Annotated in this window: 23 protein-coding genes; 13 read left to right on the plus strand and 10 right to left on the minus strand. The window is 62.4% G+C overall.

Features of this window, described 5'->3' with window-relative positions; translation table 11 throughout:
• The first annotated feature begins 158 nt into the window (after window positions 1-158).
• The 3 genes from AC5P8F_RS08240 to AC5P8F_RS08250 are packed head-to-tail and all read left to right on the plus strand — an operon-like array spanning window position 159 to window position 3,021.
• Window positions 159-1,247, plus strand: coding sequence for a DUF262 domain-containing protein (locus tag AC5P8F_RS08240; protein ID WP_495227879.1), 1,089 nt, complete (start codon window positions 159-161; stop codon window positions 1,245-1,247).
• Window positions 1,247-1,960, plus strand: a complete 714-nt coding sequence (locus AC5P8F_RS08245; protein WP_495227881.1) for an MAE_28990/MAE_18760 family HEPN-like nuclease — start codon at window positions 1,247-1,249, stop codon at window positions 1,958-1,960. Before AC5P8F_RS08240 ends, AC5P8F_RS08245 begins: the two co-directional genes overlap by 1 nt.
• On the plus strand, window positions 1,960-3,021 hold the full coding sequence (locus AC5P8F_RS08250) for a DNA cytosine methyltransferase (RefSeq protein ID WP_495227883.1): 1,062 nt from the start codon (window positions 1,960-1,962) through the stop codon (window positions 3,019-3,021). Before AC5P8F_RS08245 ends, AC5P8F_RS08250 begins: the two co-directional genes overlap by 1 nt.
• 60 nt (window positions 3,022-3,081) lie before the next feature.
• On the opposite strand, the gene AC5P8F_RS08255 is transcribed toward AC5P8F_RS08250, so the two are convergent.
• From AC5P8F_RS08255 to AC5P8F_RS08280, 6 genes are all read right to left on the minus strand, one after another.
• Window positions 3,082-3,852 (minus strand): HNH endonuclease, encoded by a 771-nt coding sequence (locus AC5P8F_RS08255; RefSeq protein WP_495227885.1) that lies wholly within the window; start codon window positions 3,850-3,852, stop codon window positions 3,082-3,084.
• A 614-nt stretch (window positions 3,853-4,466) separates the two neighbouring features.
• Window positions 4,467-4,835 carry a hypothetical protein gene (locus AC5P8F_RS08260; protein WP_495227888.1) on the minus strand — a complete coding sequence of 123 codons (369 nt, stop codon included), beginning with the start codon at window positions 4,833-4,835 and terminating at the stop codon, window positions 4,467-4,469.
• A 486-nt stretch (window positions 4,836-5,321) separates the two neighbouring features.
• The gene (locus AC5P8F_RS08265) at window positions 5,322-5,711 is read right to left on the minus strand and encodes an energy transducer TonB (protein ID WP_262094021.1); all 390 of its coding nucleotides are present in this window, start codon (window positions 5,709-5,711) and stop codon (window positions 5,322-5,324) included.
• Window positions 5,712-5,802: 91 nt separating this feature from the next.
• Window positions 5,803-6,012 carry a hypothetical protein gene (locus AC5P8F_RS08270; protein WP_262094020.1) on the minus strand — a complete coding sequence of 70 codons (210 nt, stop codon included), beginning with the start codon at window positions 6,010-6,012 and terminating at the stop codon, window positions 5,803-5,805.
• Window positions 6,013-6,103: 91 nt separating this feature from the next.
• A complete protein-coding gene (locus tag AC5P8F_RS08275; protein ID WP_495227891.1) occupies window positions 6,104-7,429 on the minus strand; it encodes an XVIPCD domain-containing protein in 1,326 nt (441 codons plus the stop codon).
• Between the two features lie 21 nt (window positions 7,430-7,450).
• Window positions 7,451-8,398: a hypothetical protein gene (locus tag AC5P8F_RS08280; protein WP_262094018.1), complete on the minus strand. Its 948-nt coding sequence runs from the start codon at window positions 8,396-8,398 to the stop codon at window positions 7,451-7,453.
• A gap of 136 nt (window positions 8,399-8,534) precedes the next feature.
• Between AC5P8F_RS08280 and AC5P8F_RS08285 the strand changes: the two genes are divergently transcribed.
• From AC5P8F_RS08285 to AC5P8F_RS08310, 6 genes are all read left to right on the plus strand, one after another.
• The gene (locus tag AC5P8F_RS08285; RefSeq protein WP_262094017.1) at window positions 8,535-9,461 is read left to right on the plus strand and encodes an XVIPCD domain-containing protein; all 927 of its coding nucleotides are present in this window, start codon (window positions 8,535-8,537) and stop codon (window positions 9,459-9,461) included.
• Complete coding sequence (locus tag AC5P8F_RS08290) at window positions 9,458-10,093, plus strand: hypothetical protein (RefSeq protein WP_495227894.1); 636 nt, start codon at window positions 9,458-9,460, stop codon at window positions 10,091-10,093. The genes AC5P8F_RS08285 and AC5P8F_RS08290 overlap by 4 nt, the downstream gene beginning before the upstream one ends.
• Before the next feature lie 2 nt (window positions 10,094-10,095).
• Entirely contained in the window at window positions 10,096-11,109 is a 1,014-nt protein-coding gene (locus AC5P8F_RS08295) for an XVIPCD domain-containing protein (RefSeq protein ID WP_495227896.1), read from the plus strand.
• 184 nt (window positions 11,110-11,293) lie between these two features.
• A complete protein-coding gene (locus tag AC5P8F_RS08300) occupies window positions 11,294-12,439 on the plus strand; it encodes a YncE family protein (RefSeq protein ID WP_329768425.1) in 1,146 nt (381 codons plus the stop codon).
• Window positions 12,440-12,582: 143 nt separating this feature from the next.
• A complete protein-coding gene (locus AC5P8F_RS08305; RefSeq protein WP_049441449.1) occupies window positions 12,583-13,155 on the plus strand; it encodes a hypothetical protein in 573 nt (190 codons plus the stop codon).
• 77 nt (window positions 13,156-13,232) lie between these two features.
• Window positions 13,233-13,805, plus strand: coding sequence for a hypothetical protein (locus AC5P8F_RS08310; RefSeq protein WP_049441469.1), 573 nt, complete (start codon window positions 13,233-13,235; stop codon window positions 13,803-13,805).
• A gap of 41 nt (window positions 13,806-13,846) precedes the next feature.
• Here AC5P8F_RS08310 and AC5P8F_RS08315 read toward each other — a convergent pair whose 3' ends face one another.
• Window positions 13,847-14,263 (minus strand): XVIPCD domain-containing protein, encoded by a 417-nt coding sequence (locus AC5P8F_RS08315; RefSeq protein ID WP_197602856.1) that lies wholly within the window; start codon window positions 14,261-14,263, stop codon window positions 13,847-13,849.
• A 75-nt stretch (window positions 14,264-14,338) separates the two neighbouring features.
• Window positions 14,339-14,818, minus strand: a complete 480-nt coding sequence (locus AC5P8F_RS08320) for a nuclear transport factor 2 family protein (protein WP_495227900.1) — start codon at window positions 14,816-14,818, stop codon at window positions 14,339-14,341.
• A 221-nt stretch (window positions 14,819-15,039) separates the two neighbouring features.
• Here AC5P8F_RS08320 and AC5P8F_RS08325 point away from each other — a divergent pair, with 221 nt between their 5' ends.
• Both AC5P8F_RS08325 and AC5P8F_RS08330 read left to right on the plus strand, forming a co-directional pair.
• Window positions 15,040-15,852 carry an alpha/beta fold hydrolase gene (locus AC5P8F_RS08325; RefSeq protein WP_329768426.1) on the plus strand — a complete coding sequence of 271 codons (813 nt, stop codon included), beginning with the start codon at window positions 15,040-15,042 and terminating at the stop codon, window positions 15,850-15,852.
• Window positions 15,853-15,861: 9 nt separating this feature from the next.
• Window positions 15,862-16,035, plus strand: coding sequence for a hypothetical protein (locus tag AC5P8F_RS08330; RefSeq protein ID WP_005415066.1), 174 nt, complete (start codon window positions 15,862-15,864; stop codon window positions 16,033-16,035).
• 110 nt (window positions 16,036-16,145) lie between these two features.
• Here the strand turns inward: AC5P8F_RS08330 and AC5P8F_RS08335 are convergent, their stop codons facing one another.
• Window positions 16,146-16,826, minus strand: a complete 681-nt coding sequence (locus AC5P8F_RS08335; RefSeq protein WP_329768427.1) for a hypothetical protein — start codon at window positions 16,824-16,826, stop codon at window positions 16,146-16,148.
• 138 nt (window positions 16,827-16,964) lie between these two features.
• Here AC5P8F_RS08335 and AC5P8F_RS08340 point away from each other — a divergent pair, with 138 nt between their 5' ends.
• Window positions 16,965-17,609 (plus strand): hypothetical protein, encoded by a 645-nt coding sequence (locus AC5P8F_RS08340; protein ID WP_080342709.1) that lies wholly within the window; start codon window positions 16,965-16,967, stop codon window positions 17,607-17,609.
• A gap of 85 nt (window positions 17,610-17,694) precedes the next feature.
• On the plus strand, window positions 17,695-18,663 hold the full coding sequence (locus AC5P8F_RS08345; protein WP_329768443.1) for a polysaccharide deacetylase family protein: 969 nt from the start codon (window positions 17,695-17,697) through the stop codon (window positions 18,661-18,663).
• A gap of 3 nt (window positions 18,664-18,666) precedes the next feature.
• Here the strand turns inward: AC5P8F_RS08345 and AC5P8F_RS08350 are convergent, their stop codons facing one another.
• Entirely contained in the window at window positions 18,667-19,509 is an 843-nt protein-coding gene (locus AC5P8F_RS08350) for a class I SAM-dependent methyltransferase (protein ID WP_126411667.1), read from the minus strand.
• Window positions 19,510-19,624: the final 115 nt, after the last annotated feature.

The following is a 19,624-nucleotide window of genomic DNA, read 5'->3' on the forward strand; positions in this document are numbered from 1 at the left end:
TTCTGGGTATGCGATAAAGGCCATTCTCTTTGTGTAAGCGCTTGAGCCTGGTGAAGATGCGGCTCAAACCGCTATCTTGTCCGCGGTGCGTGAGTAGACAGCGGCGCCATGCGGCTGGCAAGTGTTTGGGTAAATTTGTTCGCGAAGGAGCAGAGTAGATGAAAAGGAAGAATGCATTAACTGAGCAAGAAATGCGTAAGGCTGAAGAATCCTTATCTTCTGTCGCTCGTCAGGTCAAATTTACAGTTGCCGAGTATCCCGTTGCAATGTACGTGCAGCGTTTCAAAAGCGATGCTGACGATCGATACTTCGTGCCCGAATACCAGCGTAATCTTTCATGGAACGATGAGCAAAAATCTCAGTTCATTGAGTCGCTTCTTGTTGGGCTGCCAATTCCATTTATGTTCTTCTATCAGACCGCGGATAGTCGGATGGAAATTGTAGATGGCTCTCAGCGGATGAGGGCGATGCGAGCGTTCCTCAGTAACGAATTGAAGTTGAGAGATCTTGTTCTGATTCCAGAGCTTAATGGATTTAAAGCAAGTGATCTTCTGCCCGAGAGAAAGAGGAGGTTGGAGGATGTGACGATCCGTACCATTATCTTGGATACGGAGACCGATGCATCAACGAGAGCAGAAATGTTTGCTCGAATTAACCGTATGGGAACCACCGCGAACGAGGCCGAGATTAGGCGCGGTTCTCTCCCAGGAGCGGTGACGGCTCTTATAAAAGAACTCGCAGAAGATAATGGTTTCATCAGGCTGACCCCGCTCACTGCGAAGGCGGTCTCGCAGAGAGAGCGCGAAGAGCTCGTGACAAGATTCTTTGCCTATGTGAGCAAGAATGAAACTCCGGATGGGCGATTTCCTGACTACAAAGATCGTCCAAAGAAGTTCCTATACGACTTTCTTAAAGAAGCAAACGAGCAGGCAATTGCGAAGCCGTCGCTCATAGAGGACATGCGCAAAGAGTTCCATGGCATGCTTAAGTTTGTCGAAAAATCCTTTGTGATGGGGTTTAGAAAAACCCCAGAAGCTAACACCGTCCCCAGGGTTAGGTTTGAGGCAATTGCGGTTGGTTCTGCACTAGTTCTCCGAAAAAATGCCGCATTAGAAGTCGATCCTGCGGTTATTTCTAAAAGGATGAGCGATATGGGGTTCGAGCGAATTGTTGTTTCGGATGGGGCAAACGTGAGGTCAAAGCTTGAAGGAAGGATAGATCTTGTCATCAAGGTTCTGGAGGTCTGATGCCTGCCCTATTAGAAGCGCTTGCAGAGCGGAAGGCTGAGTTCGATTCGCATTTGGCTTTTGCAATGGCGGTAGAGGAGCGCCTGGTTGATGGCGATCCTGTTGAGCTAGGGGCATTTAACGTCGGCGTCCGTCATCTGATGACAATAAAGTCCGGTCTTATTATTCATCTATATAACATCGTAGAAGCATTAATGACTAAAGCCATCAGCGGAGTTGCGACCGCAGTTCAGGCATCGCCACCTGGAGAATGGTCGCCCGATACCTTGCGAGAGTGGCTGAGATACAGTGCCTCTATTGATCTTAACGGTAATGAAGATAGTAGGCTGAAGGTGGTTCACGGGGCGGCCCGGAAGCTCTTGCAAGTGGATCCTATTGATAGTCTCAACTTCAAGAAGCCATCAGGAACCTGGTCGGACAAGGTTATAGTTTCATTTTCAAAGAGGCTTAATGTTAATTTTCCTCTTAATAAGGAAATTGCGGCGGTAGTAAAAAAGGAGGAGCGGTACGGCGGCAGAACGCCTCTGGAATTCCTGGCCGACAGAAGAAATGATATTGCGCACGGAGTCAGGACGTTCGAACATGGCGCTCAAGATCTGACGTTGTCTGATATTTCTGAATTGTACGGCTCATCCATTTTATACATGGAGCACGCTATCGCGGCGTTTGAGTTGTTTATTAAAGATAAGAAATACTTGTCGGTGAAAAATTGATGTCTAGCGAGAAGTTGATTTCCGCAGTTGATTTGTTCTGCGGCGTAGGTGGATTGACTTACGGCCTTGAACGTTCAGGAATTGATGTCCGACTGGGCGTTGATATCGATCCGGCATGCGAATTTCCAATTATTAACAACTCAAAAGCCCGTTTTCTTCAGGCGGATGTATCAAGCTTGGATCCTGGTGTTCTGATTAAAGCCCTGGGTACAGGAGTGCGGCTGCTCGCCGGTTGTGCCCCGTGTCAGCCGTTCTCAACTTACTCGCGCTCTGCGAAACAGAAGCATGGTGCGGCCGCGGGCGGGACCAGAAATGAGGATTGGCGGCTTATCGGCCATTTGGGGCGAATGGTTAAGGCGATTTCGCCTGATCTGATCGCGATGGAGAATGTTTCCCCCCTCGCTCAGCAGGGGGTTTTCCAGGATTTTCTTGATGGCCTGGAGGGCTATTGGGTTGACTGGAAAGTTGTTGAATGCAGCCGTATTGGGCTTCCTCAGTCGAGGAAGAGGCTAGTGCTCCTTGCATCTAAGCTAGGCCCGATTAGTGTGCCGGAAGTTGCTGGAAAGCCACAGAATGTGAGGTCGGTTATCGGAAATTTGCCCCGAATACTTGCCGGAGGGCAGGACTCTGTTGACCGACTGCATCGGGCTAGTCGATTGAGTCAACTTAATATGACAAGGATTCAGCACTCCATTCCGGGCGGGAGCTGGCGTGACTGGCCTGAAGAGATCAGAGCTCTTTGCCATATTCGGGACACTGGTGCGACTTATCCGTCAGTGTATGGTCGGATGAGGTGGGACGAGCCTGCTCCGACTATAACTACACAGTGCTTTGGTTATGGGAATGGACGATTTGGCCATCCGGAACAGGATCGCGCTATTAGTTTGAGAGAGGCTGCAATGCTCCAGGGTTTCCCTCAAAAGTATAAATTTATTTCGGACGAAGAGCCTGTTAGTTTCTCCAAGGTGGGGAGGCTCATCGGGAATGCAGTGCCAGTGACGTTGGCAGAGGTTATTGGAGGTGCGCTTATTAGGCACGTGAAAGAGTTTAAGCGGAGATGAAGTTGCTTTGTCTTGGTGTTGCGCGTGGCTGTCTACAGTTCTGAACTGGATTCTGTTTCCTCACATCCACAAGCACTGTGAAGCATGCCACGCGAGCGAGGTCTGATCTGCTTTTTGATCGCCCTTGGTGGGAATTGCAAGAGGTTTGTCGTTGATTTCGCTGTAAGGCGAGTCTTGCAGTGCAGGGCTAAGACAAATTCGTAGAGTTTTCGGGTTAACAGAGATTAGATAAATATCAAAAAGTGTATGTACGTCGGCGCGAAGCAGGAGGCCGTTGCAGGCTACATTGCTCGTTCGGCCACTGTATGGGCGAATATGGGCGGCCTCCAGCGCATCAACTATGTTGCATCCCGTCATAGCACAGCGGCCGCCGTATGCGTCCAGCAGAGCCTTACGGAAGGCGGGCTGCCCGCGCCGCCGAACGATAGCTGCCAGCACACGCTGCCTCTCGTCCGCCTCGTTTGCTGGTGAGAAACTGCCAGATGCCTCCGCCTCTTTGACCTCCTGCTCCAACAGCCCCCTTGTGGGACCAGAGACCGACGTGAGCGTCTCACCAGACAGCCCGAGGAGCTTGGCAAGTTTCGGCTCAACCCTTGCACCCACTTTCGATGCTGGAAGAAGCCCGGGTAGCCAAGGCTTACCCGCCTGATCTAGAACATGGGAGATGTTCTGCATGCGGTATTCCCATGCCTTGGACGTGCGTCCGTGGCGGGCCGCCAGTTCCCGATAGACCCTTGTCTTCTCAAGGGCTGATCCATTGGCAAGACGGGCTTCCATTTGGCGATACGCCTCAACGGCAGCAGCCAATTCGTCTTCAGTCCACTTATTCACAGCCTTCCCCTGTCCGCGACCGCACGTGGCGTCCTGGGGAAGTATGCCGTAAGCGACACAATGAGCTGCTAATGGCTTGGAACGGAAGAGCGTCGCGTGTCAGCGCAAACCGCAGGCTGTTCAGGCCCGTCGGTACGCCTCGTATGCAAAGTCCAGCTGCAAAGCCCTAGTCGGCCGGAAGTAGTCGGCTACTCCAGCGCAGGAGTAGAGGTTGGACGCAAGGCGCCTCAGTGCCTCGGCTTATGAAGCCTAGGATGAGCAACTGTGATGAAGAGTTGTCCACCAGCAGAGCGGGCTCACCTCGGCAAGTGAGCTCGAAGTACCTAGCTTCAAAGCGTCCGGCACCGAGGGCTGCATCTTCAACCGCTAGGCTTAGGGCTTCCTCGCGCATGACAGCAAACTCTGCAGCCGAGACTTTGGGGTAGGTCTTCAGCTCCAAATCGCCTTTTGGCAGGTGGAAGTGGGGGAGCGCTGAACCAATCAGCGCTGCCAAACACAGTGCAGCGGCAGCGTACGTCAGAGACTTCATTGGAAGTCCTGCAGATCAGAGGCGAACGAAGATGAGGCTGCGACGATGGCCCGCAGCCTAGTACTTGAGGCCAAAGCCTTGGGCGTTACTCCCGCACGTGTAGCCGCTCAATAGCCTGCGCAGTCAACGCTACACATGCCATCTTCAGCCCTTCCATCACCCGATCCCCCAGGTACTCCTCGGGCGCGCCGTTCTGCCGAGTCCGCTCCGCGGCCAGCATCAGCTCCGCCACCACGCGTAGCCCCGCCAGCGCGCAATCCGCATCCGCCAGCTGAAGACACCGCCCAGGCAGTTGATGCCGCTCTGGCCAAGGCTGGCCGTCCGCCGCCGCACCAGTACCGATGCGATGCAGCGTGGCGACGAAGGCGTTGGGATCGACGGACGGTTCGCGCTCGGGTTCGGCGTTGTCCGGATCGTACTGCGCGTGCAGGGAACGGAAGTCCGATGTGTTCATGGCAATGCTCCGTACAGGACAGATAGCAGCGCCACCAATAAAGGTGGCGGACGGTGCGGGCTCGAAAACCGGTATATGCCAGACCGGCGGGTCCGAAGACCCCCACGCACCGCCCGCCATGGAACGCGAACGGATTGCCAGCCGACGCCACACAAAGGTGACGTCGGCTGGCAAGCGCATACAGCTGGCATAAACACGGGTTTTCGAGTCCCGCGCCACCCTTTTCCGGTGGCACGCCAAGAGATACCCGCGCAGCTGCCAAATGCCAAGAAACTGCAGAACCGGTGATCGCCAGTCCTGACGCTTTCGGCATTGTCGCACACGGTGTTAAGCCGGCAAGCGATTGCGCTGCAACGGTCTTCAAGGGCTTGGCGCTATTGGCTCCAAGCGCAGTAACGCCCGCAGCCAGGGCAATGGCCTAGGGCCAATCGCGACAGATTGGAGCAGCGGTTCAGCCGGGCGGCGCCTCGGCCGTGGGCACGAAGGTCAGACGGACCCGCACCCGCGCATGCAGCGCGACGCCCTCAACCACGACCGGATCAAAGCGCCACTGGCGCACTGAGGTAAGGCCACACGATCCATCTCCCGCAGTCCGCTGGACCGCGCCACCATCACGTTGTAAACGTGGCCCAGCTCATCCAACTGAGCAACCAGCACCACCTGCATGGGAGCCTGCAGGAAGGTATCGGGCGGCGTGACGAGGGCCGTTGAATACTCAATGGCAGGCGCCTGCTGCAGCTCGAAGGCGGGGTTGTCACCGCGCTCCACGAACACTTCAGTGGAAACCTGCGGGTCTGCCGCCATGGCCATGGCAGGTGTAGCGCCCAGCAGCATCAGAGCGAGGTTCAGTGCCAGGGCGGTGTTGAAGCGGGGCATGCGTGGTTTCCATTCCGGTGCGCTGCAAGCATAGCGGCCATCCTCTGGCATCGCTTGTCTTGAATGCCGGCATGCCGGACGGCTGCAAGGTTCACACAGCCACGCCCGGCCGAGGCCACAGCGCATCGTCGCGCTCCAGGTCGTAGTCGCTGCCGAACGCCAGCGCCGCGTCGTGTGGAGGAAGGTCTGCGTAGCAGCCCAGCAGGTACTCATCCATGCCTGCGTCACCATGATCGATGGCGAACAGGTAGAGAAGCTCCTTGTCGAAAGCTTCCAGCCATGCAGGGTCGATCTTGGTCATTGTCATCCTCCCGAAGCAGGGGAGGATGACCTGGGGAGGTCTCAGGGGCTGCGACCTCCTGCCCCAAGGGAGGCCGCCTCGACCTGGGTGGTCAGCCCATGCGCATGGCGTGGCTCTGCTGTTCCTGCGTACGTGCATCCAGCGCCTGCTGCGCATTCTGGCGGGCGAGCTCGCGCTGATCGCCCACCACAGCCAGTTGCTGCAGCGACTCAGCCACCGGCGTTTGTGCAGCCACGGCAGTGGGCATCCCTGCACGCAGGTGGGCGGGGTCAGATAGGTCGCCTTGTACAACAAAGATGGTGTGACCCGCCGGCTGATTGGCCGTGGCGTTGCTCAGCACCACATGGTCCACCTGTTCCAGACCCTGCTCGCGTGCCTTCACTGTCAGGCTGGCGGCGAGGTTCTCACTGGTCGCGTCGAAGGGGCGGCCGTGCTTCTCGTCCAGTGCAGCGACGCCCTGGCGAATCTGCTGATGGAGCGCGTAGTCCGGGCTGCCCGGCTCTATCGCTGCGATTCGGCGACCTTCCGTAAAGAGAGGCTCGGGTTCCTGCGTAGACACCACGCGTGGGCTCTTGGCGATCTCTCTGTAGGGATCTTCAGGATGAAACTGCTTCGCCTTGACCTCGCGCTCCAGGCGAACCTCGCGGGTCTCGTTCAACGCGGAAATCTCGGCGGGATCGGTCTCTTTGGTTGTTCTATCCAGCGGGGGAACGCCCACTGTGCGGTTCCAGCTGCCGTCCTTGGGGTCGTAGCTGTGATAGTCGAACTTGGTACCAATCACGTTCGGATCGACGGCGTCGCGCTGCAGGAGCGCTGCGCCCTCGAACTTGCTCAGCTCAACGAAGTAGAAATGCCCAGCGGGCTGCGGCATATCCAGGTGCACGCTGACGGCCGTCTTGCCGGCACGGAATGCGCCGGCAGCGCTGTTGTCCAGCATGTTCTGCCAGACCTTTTCGGCTGCCTGCTCGCCGCGTTTGTGCTCCGTGGACACCAGCAGCAAGCGTGGCGTCCAGCAGTTCACATTGAGGTCGTTCTTTTCGAACGAAACATCGTGGGATTTGAGCGTGCTGGTGTAGGGCAGGTTGAGTGCCAGATCGGGCCTGCCGGCCTCCATCCAACTTCTGCGCTCCGCCAGGTCGTTCCTGATCAGATCCTGGCCGAAGGTTTCTTGCTTGCGTTCGGTGAACGCGACGTTCTTCTCGTTGCCGAACAGCTTGGCCTGCTGCTCGGCAACGGCGGTCGCAAAGCTGTTGGCCACCCGGCCGGGGAGGCTGTCGTTGCGCACAACACCCAACGCCAGCAGTCCGTAGCCATCATTTTCGGGAAGCTGCGCGAGATAGTTCCAATACAGCTCGCGATTTCCCTCCTTCGCGTAGGAGGACAGGACACGAATGTCCTTATCGGTAAGTCCGCTCATGATTCATCCTTGAGATGCGGTTTACGGCTGAACGCGATATCGGCTCAGAAGATCACGCATGCTGGTTTCCAGACGCTGCCAGTCGCTCAGCATGACGCGTGCATAGTTCATCTCGATGGCAATGCTGTCGCCCACATCCACGATGGAATGGCGGCACATTGCGATCTGGCCTTCTCCGGCGCGTTCAAGTGTCTTGCCCTGAATCGTGAGCCCGTCAGGAATGCGATCTGCCGGGTCGCAGCTGATGAACGTTGTCAGTTGCCCCTCCGCCGAGCGGGCCACATACCAGTCGGGCTCCATCCCCGGGTTGTGCACGTAAGGCCTGCCCAGCGCAGCCTCCGAGTCCTTTGCATAGGCTGCCATCAACGATGGGTCAATCGCATACGGCGTCAGACCCCAGCGCTCGGGTTGTGCAACGCGCAGCGCTAGGTTCTCTACCGGGTCCCTTCGCTCCAGTGATCCCGGCGCGCTGGTGGCTTCGCTACTGGACCGACGCGCCAGATAGTTCTGGATGGGAACGCGATCAATGTACCTAAGCTCGACCAGCACCTGCCGCCGGCTGTCCTGCGTGCTGCGCACCGGGCGGTCACCGGGGGGCGCTGCATCGAAATCCGGCCAGAACACCGTGAGCATGACGCCCCCATCGGCCAGGGGGCCCGTCTGGTTGTAGTAGAGGTTGGCCGGGAACATGAAGCGGTGCGGGCCAAGCCGAGCTTCCACCGGCTGCGTCGTGTAGGTCTGTCCGCCCACCGTACGTGGGCTGGTTGCGGTTTCGGACATGGGGGTTCCGTTCGGGTCCTTTTCCGTGGATGGGGCCTTCGCGCAGGCGGTGGTGCTGAGCACGGCCACCAGGACGAAGTAGGCAAGCCGGCAAGCCGGTGCTCTGCTCATGGGCGATTCCCTTGCATGATCGAAACGACTATAGAACGGTGGAATGGCAAGCTCCAGTCGTTGCCGGACCTTGCTCACGCCCGGATCCAGTACTGGACGCTGGCTCACATATTCAGCAAGTCGTGATCAACGCTTTCTATCCCTCCACCTGCCCCCCATCCCACCTATGCCATCATCCGCCCAGGACCGCAGTACCCAACAAGGCTGAGCAGGCATGGAGCAGGCAACACGCTACACCGCAACCCTTTATCTGGCCGCCCCCGGCACCCCGCTGAAGAGTGGAGGCGTCTCGCCGCGCGGCCATATGTACCTGCAGGTGGCCGCGGGCGACGAGGCCCACAGTTACGGCTTCGCGCCGCCGCGCCAGGCGCCTGGCGAAACCCGCACCGGCGTGCAGTACGCGCAGGTGCGCCACGACGATGCCGACGAGCATCTGGACCCGTACTACAGCCGCACCTTGGAAATCACCGAGGAGCACTACGGCTGCCTGCGTGATTTCGCCGAGGAGCCGGCCGAGTTCGAATTCGATGTGGATCGCCCGGCCACCATCAACCGTTGCAGCGATTTCGTCTGGGCTGCCCTGCACTACGCCGGCCTGCATCCGCTGCCGGTGCCGCTGGATGGGGGCAGCAACCTGGGCGAGTTCGCGGTGCTGTTCAACCTGCCAGAGATCCAGTGCATTGCCGCGCCGTTCCCGGGCAGTGATCTGAATGCCGAGACCCATCATGCGATGCCCGAGCGCGAGGCCGAGCATCATCGCCAGGGCGACCGCGCCAGCGATGAGCCGCCGCCGACGCCGATTGAAGTGGCCGGCACGCTGCTGGACCCTTCGCACCCAGACCATCGCCTGTTCTCGCAGCTGATCCAGAAAGTGGCCGAACTGGACGCCGCGCACGGCCGCCCGTTCGATGCCGCCAGCCAGCGCATCAGCGCCAGCCTGCTGGTGCTGGCCAAGCAGAACAACCTCTCGCGCGTGGACCACGTGCTGCTCAGCCAACCGACCCAGAACAGCCACGCCGCCGAGAGCATCTTCATCGTGCAGGGCGACCGCAACGACCCAGGGCACCGCCGCGCCAGCATCGCCACCGAAGTGGCGGCCAAGACCGATGTGGCCGATTCGCTGAGGTTAAAGGAGCAATGACGCGGCCGCTGCGGCGGGGGTTGGTGGTACTGGCGGTGCTGGGCGCGCTGGTGGCATGCCGTGCGTCACCAGCGCCTGAGGTTGCGCCGCCCCTGCTGACGCGCGCACAGGCCGAGGCCCGCACAGTTGTGCCGTTCACGCGGGCCGTGCAGTTGCAGAAGGCCGGTCGGATTGCCGAGGTCACGTTTGATTTGCCGGCGGCCCAGAAGCCGGCCATTCCGATCCTGAACATTGGGTTGCGGCTGCAGGATACCGACGCGCGACGGCTGCTGGATGCTTCGGAGAAGATCACTCTCGGACGTTTGCCAGCGCGGCTACGCCTGGAGCGGATTGATGGCAGCGCGGCTCGTCATGTACAGCTCTGGCAGCGTACCCGCGATGGACGCGACTCGCAGAAGATCGGGGATGATGGCGTGGTCACAGACCTGACGACGGGGAGTGTGGACATCAACAGCTTGGCCGAGGCCGGGTTGTACTCTGAAGACGTGCTCTATCGCACGCTGCAGCTGGCGCAGGTCGGAGGCATTGCACCCGGGCGCTACGTTCTGCGGGTCGACCTTGTGGAGGATCGACCCCAGCTGGACGGCCTGAAAGCAGAACTGATCGTTGGCTACCAATCACTAGGAAAGTAGACATGCACAAGGACGATGCCGAACGCTACAGCGTAACCATCCATCTGGCGGCCCCCGGCACGCCGCGCTACGGCCGTGATGCCGAGGGAAACAGGTTTCTGCTGGAGCCTTCGTTCGCGGGGCACATGTTCCTGTCGCTGCGCCGTTCGGGTGAAGCCTTGCCGGAGAGCATTGGTTTCACCCACGCAGGCACCAAGGACGAGCCGAACAGGGGCAAAGTCGATGACATGGACGTGTCGGTCTACGACAAGCCCCGCTTCGAGCGCACGATCGAGATCAGCAAGGCGCAGTATGATCGCATCCTCGAATTCTCGGCCGATCCGAAGAAGCACGGCTTCGACATGAACTACGACTTCTTCTCCAACGCCTGCACCGATTTCGCCTGGGGTGCCCTGAACCACGCAGGCCTGCGCCCGGTTGGGCTGGCCGGGGAGATCACCAACTACGAAGGCGCCACCAGGGTCCTGGACAACATCCGCGCCGTCAACGCCATTCCGCAGCAGGTGAAGGGCAGCGAGCTGGACAGGGTGCAGTGGAACCCGATGCCGAAGCAGACCTTCCGCGAGTGGATGTTCACCGAGAACGGCGAGCAGTGGCGCGGCAACAGCACCCTCGCGGCAAGCGGCACGCCCGCAGACCCGGCGCACGAGGATCATGCCCGCCTCAACCAGATCCACCAGCAGGTGGCCGACCTCGGCGCTTTCGGTGCACGCAACGGCAATGTCAGTGCCAGCCTGCTCGCGCTGTCGAAGGAGCAGCAGTTCTCGCGCGTGGACGAAGTGGTGCTGGGCGAGCAGCGCGGTGATACCGCGCCGAAGCTGTTCATCGTGCAGGGGGACCGCGGTGACCCGGCACACCAGCGCGCCAGCATGCCTGCGGAGCTGGCAGCGCAGGCACCAGTGGAGGCCTCGTTCGAACGGGTGGCGCAGATGCAGCAGAACCCGCCGCAGCGCGATGTGCAGCACCTGCAGGAAGAGCAGCAACTGCAACAGAGCCACGGCCCACGGATGGCATAGCCGGCGGGTAGCGCCAAGGTCGAACGTCTGCCATGCCCGCGCCGGCGCACGCCACGCCCCCCCACCTGCTACCATTCCCCCGCAACCCCAGCCAGCCCACCCGCGCAGACAGATGCAGGTCGGGCCGTCGCAGTACGGCCCAGCGAGCCAGGACACCTTCCCGTGCCCATTCAAGGACGCTCGCATGTTCCGTACTCCTCTCTTCCGCTCGGCCGCCCTGGCCGTTGCCGTTTCGCTCAGCCTCGGCGCGCCTTCTGCATTCGCCGACAATGCGCCCGCCGCCAGCGCCACCGCCGCCGTGCAGCGCCAGGCCGTGGCCAAGGGCCTGTACGAGCTGGCCTACAGCCCGAAACAGAACGCCGTGTTCGTGGCCTCCTCCGGCGGTTTCGGCGATGACGCCGGCCCGGCCCAGGTGCTGCGCCTGAATCCGGCCACGCTGGCCGTGGAAACCCGCATCCCGCTGGAGCGCAAGGCGTTCGGTGTGGTGCTGGATGACGCCCACAACCGCCTGTACGTGGGCAACACCGTGGACCTGTCGGTGACCGTGGTCGACACCGCGCAGAACAAGGCCGTCGGCACCATCCAGTTGATGGAGAAGAAGACCGGCAAGGACGGCAAGGCCGCCTACACCCACGACCTGCGCGAGCTGGTGGTCGACAGCGCCGCCAACCGCCTGTACTTGACCGGCCACAGCAGCCAGCCCGACGTGAGCAGCGTGCTGTTCGTGATCGATACCACCACGCTGAGGGTGATCAACACCATCGATGGCCTGGGCAATGCCAAGGCACCGGGTCTGGCGCTGGATGCGGCCAACAAGCGCGTCTACACCAGCAACCTGTTGGCCGAGCTGGTGGTGGTGGGCACCGATTCGAACAAGGTGGTGGCGCAGCACAGGATCGCTGCCGAGCAGCCGATGAACATCGCGCTGGACCCGGCCGGCAAGCGCCTGTTCGTGACCGACCAGGGCTCGGAATTCCTGCGTGGCTACCAGGCCAAGAGCAGCGGCCTGGTCAGCAAGCATCCGGGCCAGCGCGTGCTGGTGCTGGACCGCAGTACCGGCAGGGAACTGGCCAGCATCCCGACCGATGCCGGCCCGCTGGGCATCCTGCTGGATGCACCGCGCAAGCGCCTGTACGTGACCAACCGCGAAGCCGGTACGGTTACCGCGTACAACAGTGACAGCTACCAGAAGGTGGCGACCTACAAGGTGCCGACCCACCCGAACAGCCTGGCGCTGGATGCGAAGAACAACGTGCTGTTCGTGAGCATCAAGAACGGCGAGAAGGATGACAAGGGCGCTGACGAGAGCGTGGCGCGCATCCAGCTGTAAGGCGCTGACGCAAGGCCCCGCGCCGTCGCGCGTCGCATGAGGAAGGCAGGGCGCAGGCTCTGCCTTCTTCTTTGCCCGGTTGCAGTGCAAGAGGCTGCCCGCTAGGGTTGAAGCCCATGGCAGGGAGCCAAAGGATCTGAATCATGCTGGCTATCCGCCGCTGGCTGCGCGTCGGCCTGGTCTTCACGCTGGTGGGTGCACTCGGCGCCTGCAGCCGCATACCGGATGCACCGGAGCCGCTGGATCTGGTCAAGCCGATCAACGTGACCCAGTCTGGCCAAGCGGTGCGGTTCGAGTTCGAGACGAATGCCCGCAACTTCCACCCGGGTCGCACGTATGCGCTGGAGCTGGAGTTGCAGCGCCAAGAGACGCGAAAGCCCGACGAGCCTGACGTGGGCACAATGCGGATCCCGTTCGAGGTGATCCTGCAGCAATGGCGTGCTGATGCCTGGAAGGATGTTCCCACCTACGACAGCCATCAAGCCGGGGTGCTCAATGCCGGTGAGCAGCTTCCGGAATGGCATGCATCCGGCGAATGGCGGTATACGTCGCCGCACATGGGCAGTGATGACCAGTACACGCTGAGCCTGGTTGCTCTGCCAGTGGAAATTGACTCCCGCTACCGCGTGGACGTGCGCACGGTGCAGAGGACCGAGGCACTGCAGGATTACTCGGCCCGTTTGCGGATCCATGCCGCCCGTCCCGCCGGAAAGTAATCAATCGCCTGGTTGCGGCGCCACTGGTCGCTCGCCAGGATAGGTACTTCATGGCAGGACGCCAAAGGGTCTTCATCATGCTGGGTATCCACCGCTGGCTGCGCGCCGGCCTGATCTTCACGCTGGTGGGTGCACTCGGCGCCTGCAGCCGCATACCGGATGCACCGGAGCCGCTGGATCTGGTCAAGCCGATCAACCTTGCCGAGCCAGGCCAGACGGTGCGGTTCGAGTTCGAGACGAATCCCCGCAGTTTCTATCCGGGTCGACCCTACGTGCTGGATCTTGAGGTGCAGCGACATGGCCCCGGGCCTGACAGTGGGCCTGACATGGACAATGTTCATGTTCCCTTCCAGCTGTCCCTGCAGCGCTGGGTCGCAGGTGCCTGGCAGGACGTTGCAACGTCTGATGTCCATCAGGCAAGGGCGCGCAGTCTGGGTCAGCCGCTACCCGAATGGCATGAGTCGGCAGACTGGCGCTACGCGCATCAGGTATCGATGGACGCCAGCCGATACAGGTTGAGCATCGTCACCCTGCCGATGGAAACCGATGCCCGCTACCGCCTCGATGTGCGCACGGTGCAGCCCACCCTCTTGCTCCAGCATTACCCGGCACAGCTGCGGGTCCACGCGGACCCTCTGTCGGGAAAATGATCAGAGACTTGCGCCGCTCCGCCAACAACGCTGGAGGCGGCTCAGCCCAGACGGTGTGCCGGGTTCTGCTGCTGCTCCTGCTCACGGATCTGCTGTTCGGGCACTAACCCCACAGCCGGCTGCTGCGGGGCCAACCCCAACTTCTGCATCGACTGCTCCACCGGCGTCTGTACCGCCACGGCCGTCGGCATCATCGCGCGCAGGTGCGCCGGATTGGCCGGGTCGCCCTGCACCACGAAGACGTTGTGCCCGGCCGGGTGCTGGGCCGTGGCGTTGCTGACCAGCACGTGGTCGACCTGCTGCAGGCCCTGCTCGCGGGCGAGCACGGTCAGGCTGGCGGTCAGGCGCTCGCTGGTCTGGTCGAACGGACGCCCATGCTGGGCGTCCAGTGCGGCCACGCCCTGACGGATCTGCTGGTTGAGGCCGTAGTCGGGGTGGTTGGGGGTGATCTCTGCCATGGCGATCGAACGGTAGCGGTGGGTCGGGGTCAACCCCGCCAGTATAGATCCGGCCGGTGAAGGGCGCCGGAAAGGTCAGTCCGCCGGCCGGTGGTCATAGCTGATCACCCGTTCGGCCAGCCAGTGCCCGTCCACGCGGCGCCAGACCTGGATGAAACGGGCCTGGCCGACCCAGTGCTCTACGCCGTCCTTGCCGCGCTCGTGGAAGCGGTGGTCGCCGATTTCCAGCGCCCGCTCGTCGTGCAGCGGGAATACCTGCAGCGAGGAGTCCACCAGCTCGCGCCGCAGGCGCCAGCCGTCCTTGCGCGCGTTGTCGCACAGGTTGGCCACGCTGAGGCGGAAATCCTCGCGGTTGCTGGCCGACTTGCCGTCCTTGTCATGGAAGAACTCCATGTCTTCGGTGGTCATCGCGGCGGCCTTGTCGGCGTCGCAGGCCTCGAAGGCGACGGCGAACAACTGGCTGTCGGCCTGGCGGATCTGTTCGCGCAGGTCATCGACGGGCGACGGTGCGGCGGCGAGGCCGGCGGCCAGCAAGGGCAGGGTGAGCAGCAGCATGGCAAGACTCCCGGGGATGGTCTGCGCAGGCTGACATGCCGGTGACCACGGCGGTACGGCGCTGCGACGAAACCGGGAAGGCGGGGTGCGAAGGCCGCGAATGCCGGTGCGGCTTCGCGTTGCGGCATGTGCAGGCGATGTCACGGGCGGGCGTGATTCCCTCACGGCTGCCACAGGACGCGGCCGCTAGCCTGCACTCCTCCCCTTCCACAGGAGCGCCCATGCCTGCTTCCCGCATCCGCCTGCACGTTGAAGATACCGGTGGCGACGGCCGCCCGGTGATCCTGATCCACGGCTGGCCGCTGTCCGCCGATGCCTGGAAACCGCAGGTATCGATCCTGCGCGATGCCCAGCACCGCGTGATCAGCTACGACCGGCGCGGTTTCGGCCGCTCCGACAAACCCGCCGAGGGCTATGACTACGACACCCTCGCGGCGGACCTGGCGGGGGTGATCGAGGAACGTGACCTGCGCGATGTCACCCTGGTCGGTTTCTCGATGGGCGGTGGCGAGGTGGCGCGCTACGTGGCCAACCACGGCCAGGATCGCCTGCACAGTGTGGTGTTCGCTGCGGCGGTGCCGCCGTTCCTGCTGCGCAGTGACGACAACCCGGAGGGGCCGCTGACCCAGGACAAGGCCGATGAAATGCGCAGCGGATTGGAGAAGGACCGCGAAGCCTTCTTCGATGGCTTCACCCGCGACTTCTTCAGCGCCAATGGCCAGCTGATGGTGACCGAAGAGACGCGCCAGGCGGCGATCGCGCTGTGCCATCAATCCGACCAGACGGCGGCACTGGGCTGCATGCACGCGTTTGCCACCACTGATTTCCGGGATGACCTGAAGAAGATCACGGTGCCGACGCTGATCCTGCACGGTGACAGCGATGCCATCGTGCCGTTCGAGGGCTCCGGCCAGCGTACCCACAAGGCCATCAAAGGCAGCGAGGTGGTGATCCTGGAAGGCGCGCCACATGGCTGCAACACCAGCCACGCCGACCGCTTCAATCTGGCCCTGCTGAACTTCCTGAAGCGCTAAGCTGCGGCCATGCGCCAGACCAGAACACCCCCGTGGAAGAAGCCCAACCCCAAGGGGCAGACGTCGCAACCGCTATCGGATGCGCAGAAGGCGGCGGCACGGCAACGTGCCGAGGAGAACGGGCGGCGCTATCCCAACCTGGTCGACAACATGTGGGCGGCGAAGCTGCCGCGTGGGTCGTGATTCAAAGGCTGGCTGTGGGCCTGGTGTAGCGCCGAGCCGATGCTCGGCTGGCGCGCGGGGCGCGTGCCAGCCGGAGAAGGGGCAAAGGGCAGCGGAGCATGGGCTCGGCGCTAAGGGCCGGGCAGTGGCTGCCAGTCCGCCTCCCTCCACGGCGCAACCTCGCGTTGCTGTACGTCAATGGCCTCGATTGGCAACCCGGCCAGCCGTGCCAGTTCCGCACGCAGCACTTCGCTGTCTACCGGCAGCGCGATGGCCACCTGCAGGCGTTCGCCCTGCTGCCGGATCTGCACGGGCACGACCGCATGGGCTTCATGCTCACCGCCGGTGCGACCGATCGGGTAGCGCATCGCCGTGGGCCGCCCCAGCTGTGCGAGCGCGGGTTGCCATGCCAGCAGCACGACGGGCTGTGCGGCCACGGGAACCTGCGCCTCGACGACGGTTCCTGCATAACCGATGAGATTGCCCACCATCACCTGGAAGCGTGCGCCATCGGGGATGACCAGCACGGTGGCGATCAGCGCCATCAGCGAGAGGATGGCCGCAGCGACGTGCCAGCTGCGGGGTGCGGTGGCGGCGCGGGTTGCCGTACGCAGGCCCGGCTTGCGCCGCAGCTTCCGCGCGTAAATGCGTCGATCCTTCCTGCGTGGGCTGCTGCTGCGCTCCGGCAGGTTCAACGGGACGCGTGGCATCCGGGCGACGCGCGCATTGATCAGGCGCGAGAGCAGCCACCATGCGAGCACGAACGCCAGCAGTGGCAGCAGCGTTCGGACCACCAGATACAGCATCACCATCGGGAACATCCTGCTTGGCACACACGGATTCAATCAACCTCGTCATCGTAACGGCGCTGCGCGGTGCGTGTCGCATCCGCCAGCCGACACGTGCGAAGCGCTTGGTTAGGATGGCTCTTTGCTGTCATGGATGAACCGATGAGCGCCGCCACTTCCCGAATCCGCCGCATCTGTGGGCAGGGGCCGATCCTGTTGATGCTCCAGTGGGTCGCGCTGCTGTCTGTGGTGCTGGCTGCCGGCTTCTTCCATTACCGCGTGGAGCTGTTGCTGGAGCCGGTGACGGTGGCCTGTGGGGGGCCGGACGCGCAGGCGCGATTGCAGGTTGCCGAACAGGTGATGGCGCGTGCGGGCGCACTGGATGACTGGCAACCCCTGGGCTGGATTCCATGGGTAGGCCTGGTGCTGGCCTTGCTGGGGGCCATGGCGGTATGCGCAAGCCGTGCGCTGTGGCTGCGCGATCGGCTGCGCACGGCGAACGTGGCGCTTATGGTGCTGCACGGTGGCGCACTGGCTTTGGCCGGATGGGTACTGCACCTGTACGAGGATGCGTGGAGTAATGTGGCGCGGCTGTCACCCACGGCGTGCCTGGTGGAGCTGGTGTCGGAGGGCGATGTACCGCTGGAGCAGGCGCAGCGCGTGGTGTTCCACATCCTGACGCGGGTGAACGCGCCACTGCTGCGTAATCCGGATGATCTGGCGCTGGTGTTGACGGTGCTGTTGTTGGCCGCGATGGCCGGCGGCGTTGCCCTGTGGCATGCGATCGCGCGGGCCCGGGCGGGCTGAGCACGCTCGGCGGCGCGCGGCAATCGCGCTACAGTCGACGCCTCGCCACTCCAGGGAAGACCCGATGCGCTTGTTGCTGCGTGCGTTGCCGTTGTTGCTGCGTGCGTTGCCGTTGTTGCTGTGTTCGCTGGCGGTGCATGCCGCCGAGGTGGACCGCCGTATCGCGGTGACCATCGATGACCTGCCATGGGCACGGCTTGACCAGATCGTGCCGCCGGATCTGCAGGAACGGCATGAGGCGTTAATGGCCCAGCTGCGTCAGGCAGGCGTGCCGGTGGTCGGCTTCGTCAACGAGAACAAGCTTGAGGTGGATGGACAGGTGCAGCCGGCGCGGGTGCAGATGCTGCGCGACTGGCGCGATGCCGGCTATGTGCTGGGCAATCATACCTATTCGCACATGGATCTGAATGCGAGGGGCGTGGCGGCGTTCCAGCAGGATTTCCTGCGCGGCGAGACGGTGCTGCGGCCGCTGCTGGCCGAGAAGGGGCAGGCGCCGCAGTGGATGCGCCACCCTTACCTGCGTGCCGGGCGCACCGCGGATGAGCGGGTGCAGATGGATGCGTTCTTCAAGCAGCATGGCTACCGCGTGGCACCGGTGACGGTGGACAACGGTGAGTGGGTGTGGGCGTTCGCCTATGCCAACGTGATGAACGAGCAGGCGGACTCGCCCGCGCGAGCGGCGACGCTGGCGCAGCTGCGCAAGGGCTACGTGCCGTACATGCTGAACAAGCTGGACTATTACGAGAAACAGTCGCAGGCGCTGCTGGGGTACGCGCTGCCGCAGGTGTGGCTGATGCACGCCAATGAGCTCAACGCGGCCACCTTCGCCGAACTGGTGGCGGCCACGAAGCGCCGCGGCTATCGCTTCATTTCGCTGGACGAGGCGATGCGTGACCCGGCCTATGCGCGGGGTGCCGAGGGCTACAACGGCCGCTATGGCCCGAGCTGGCTGCACCGCTGGGCGATGGCGGAGAACAAGCCGAAGGATTTCTACGCCGGCGAGCCCGAGGTGCCGGCGTGGGTGATGAAGCTGGCCAAGGTCGATTCGGAGTAAGGCTCAGCGCTTGACGGCCAGCACGCCGTCCAGCGCCAGTTCGGCCTTGAAACCAGCCTTTTCCAGGCGCTTGGCCACTTCACGCGGCACGTCGCGGCCGCTGGTCAGCTTGTTCGGCGCACCGGTGTAGTGGAACAGGCGGCCGCCCTTGCGGATCACGCGGGCGAGGTGGTCGTAGAACACCTGTGAGTACAGCTCGCCGGCGATGCCGAAGCGCGGGGGGTCGTGCAGGATTGCGTCGACACTGTTGCTGGCCACCTGTTCGATCTGCTGCGAGACGTCACCGTGGCTGAACTGCAGGCGGCCACCGGCGGCAGCCGAGTCCGGATCCGGCGACCACGGGTTGAGCGTGCGCAGCCACATCACATCGGCGTTCTTCTCGAACGAGCGGATCTGGCCGACACCGGCTTCCAGCGCACAGGCAGCGAAGTAGCCGAGGCCACCGCAGGTATCGAGGATGACCTTGCCGGCCGGGGCGACCAGCTCCACCTTGCGGCGTGCATCCTCGAACGGCGACAGCTTCGAGGTCGGCAGCATCTTGATGCCGTCGATCTCGAAGGTCGGTGCGCCCCATTCGGTCGGCACCAGCTTGATCAGCGAGCCGCTGTAGCGCGAGATCGGCGCGAAGTCCTCGCCATCCCAGTAGTACAGCGTGCGGTCCTTCAGCTTGCCCGGCCAGGGGTAGGGCTGGCCCCGGAAGTGGAAGCCGTCCGCATCCAGCGCCACGCTGTCCTGGCTGCGGCCGAGGTCGAGCGAGCCCTGCCAGTCGGCGGCGCCCTTGTCATGGGCACGGCGCAGGGTGTCGGCGCTGTCGCGGGTCAGCAGGGGGCCGGTGTAATGGGGCACGTCGGGTACCGGGGCGGTTCGGGAGAGGGCATGGTACCGCAGCTGTTGTAGAGCCGAGTCTTCCCATGGCTCCACCATGCCTGCATCCACGCATGGCGTGGATCTACTGCAAACG

This window comes from Stenotrophomonas sp. YJH_SMC_69, from assembly GCF_059370495.1.

Coding starts and splice junctions, on each gene's coding strand:
- AC5P8F_RS08240 (WP_495227879.1), top strand. CDS start 159: ATGAAAAGGAAGAATGCATTAACTGAGCAAGAAATGCGTAAGGCTGAA.
- AC5P8F_RS08245 (WP_495227881.1), top strand. CDS start 1,247: ATGCCTGCCCTATTAGAAGCGCTTGCAGAGCGGAAGGCTGAGTTCGAT.
- AC5P8F_RS08250 (WP_495227883.1), top strand. CDS start 1,960: ATGTCTAGCGAGAAGTTGATTTCCGCAGTTGATTTGTTCTGCGGCGTA.
- AC5P8F_RS08260 (WP_495227888.1), bottom strand. CDS start 4,835: ATGAACACATCGGACTTCCGTTCCCTGCACGCGCAGTACGATCCGGAC.
- AC5P8F_RS08265 (WP_262094021.1), bottom strand. CDS start 5,711: ATGCCCCGCTTCAACACCGCCCTGGCACTGAACCTCGCTCTGATGCTG.
- AC5P8F_RS08270 (WP_262094020.1), bottom strand. CDS start 6,012: ATGACCAAGATCGACCCTGCATGGCTGGAAGCTTTCGACAAGGAGCTT.
- AC5P8F_RS08275 (WP_495227891.1), bottom strand. CDS start 7,429: ATGAGCGGACTTACCGATAAGGACATTCGTGTCCTGTCCTCCTACGCG.
- AC5P8F_RS08285 (WP_262094017.1), top strand. CDS start 8,535: ATGGAGCAGGCAACACGCTACACCGCAACCCTTTATCTGGCCGCCCCC.
- AC5P8F_RS08290 (WP_495227894.1), top strand. CDS start 9,458: ATGACGCGGCCGCTGCGGCGGGGGTTGGTGGTACTGGCGGTGCTGGGC.
- AC5P8F_RS08295 (WP_495227896.1), top strand. CDS start 10,096: ATGCACAAGGACGATGCCGAACGCTACAGCGTAACCATCCATCTGGCG.
- AC5P8F_RS08300 (WP_329768425.1), top strand. CDS start 11,294: ATGTTCCGTACTCCTCTCTTCCGCTCGGCCGCCCTGGCCGTTGCCGTT.
- AC5P8F_RS08305 (WP_049441449.1), top strand. CDS start 12,583: ATGCTGGCTATCCGCCGCTGGCTGCGCGTCGGCCTGGTCTTCACGCTG.
- AC5P8F_RS08310 (WP_049441469.1), top strand. CDS start 13,233: ATGCTGGGTATCCACCGCTGGCTGCGCGCCGGCCTGATCTTCACGCTG.
- AC5P8F_RS08315 (WP_197602856.1), bottom strand. CDS start 14,263: ATGGCAGAGATCACCCCCAACCACCCCGACTACGGCCTCAACCAGCAG.
- AC5P8F_RS08320 (WP_495227900.1), bottom strand. CDS start 14,818: ATGCTGCTGCTCACCCTGCCCTTGCTGGCCGCCGGCCTCGCCGCCGCA.
- AC5P8F_RS08325 (WP_329768426.1), top strand. CDS start 15,040: ATGCCTGCTTCCCGCATCCGCCTGCACGTTGAAGATACCGGTGGCGAC.
- AC5P8F_RS08330 (WP_005415066.1), top strand. CDS start 15,862: ATGCGCCAGACCAGAACACCCCCGTGGAAGAAGCCCAACCCCAAGGGG.
- AC5P8F_RS08335 (WP_329768427.1), bottom strand. CDS start 16,826: ATGGTGATGCTGTATCTGGTGGTCCGAACGCTGCTGCCACTGCTGGCG.
- AC5P8F_RS08340 (WP_080342709.1), top strand. CDS start 16,965: ATGAGCGCCGCCACTTCCCGAATCCGCCGCATCTGTGGGCAGGGGCCG.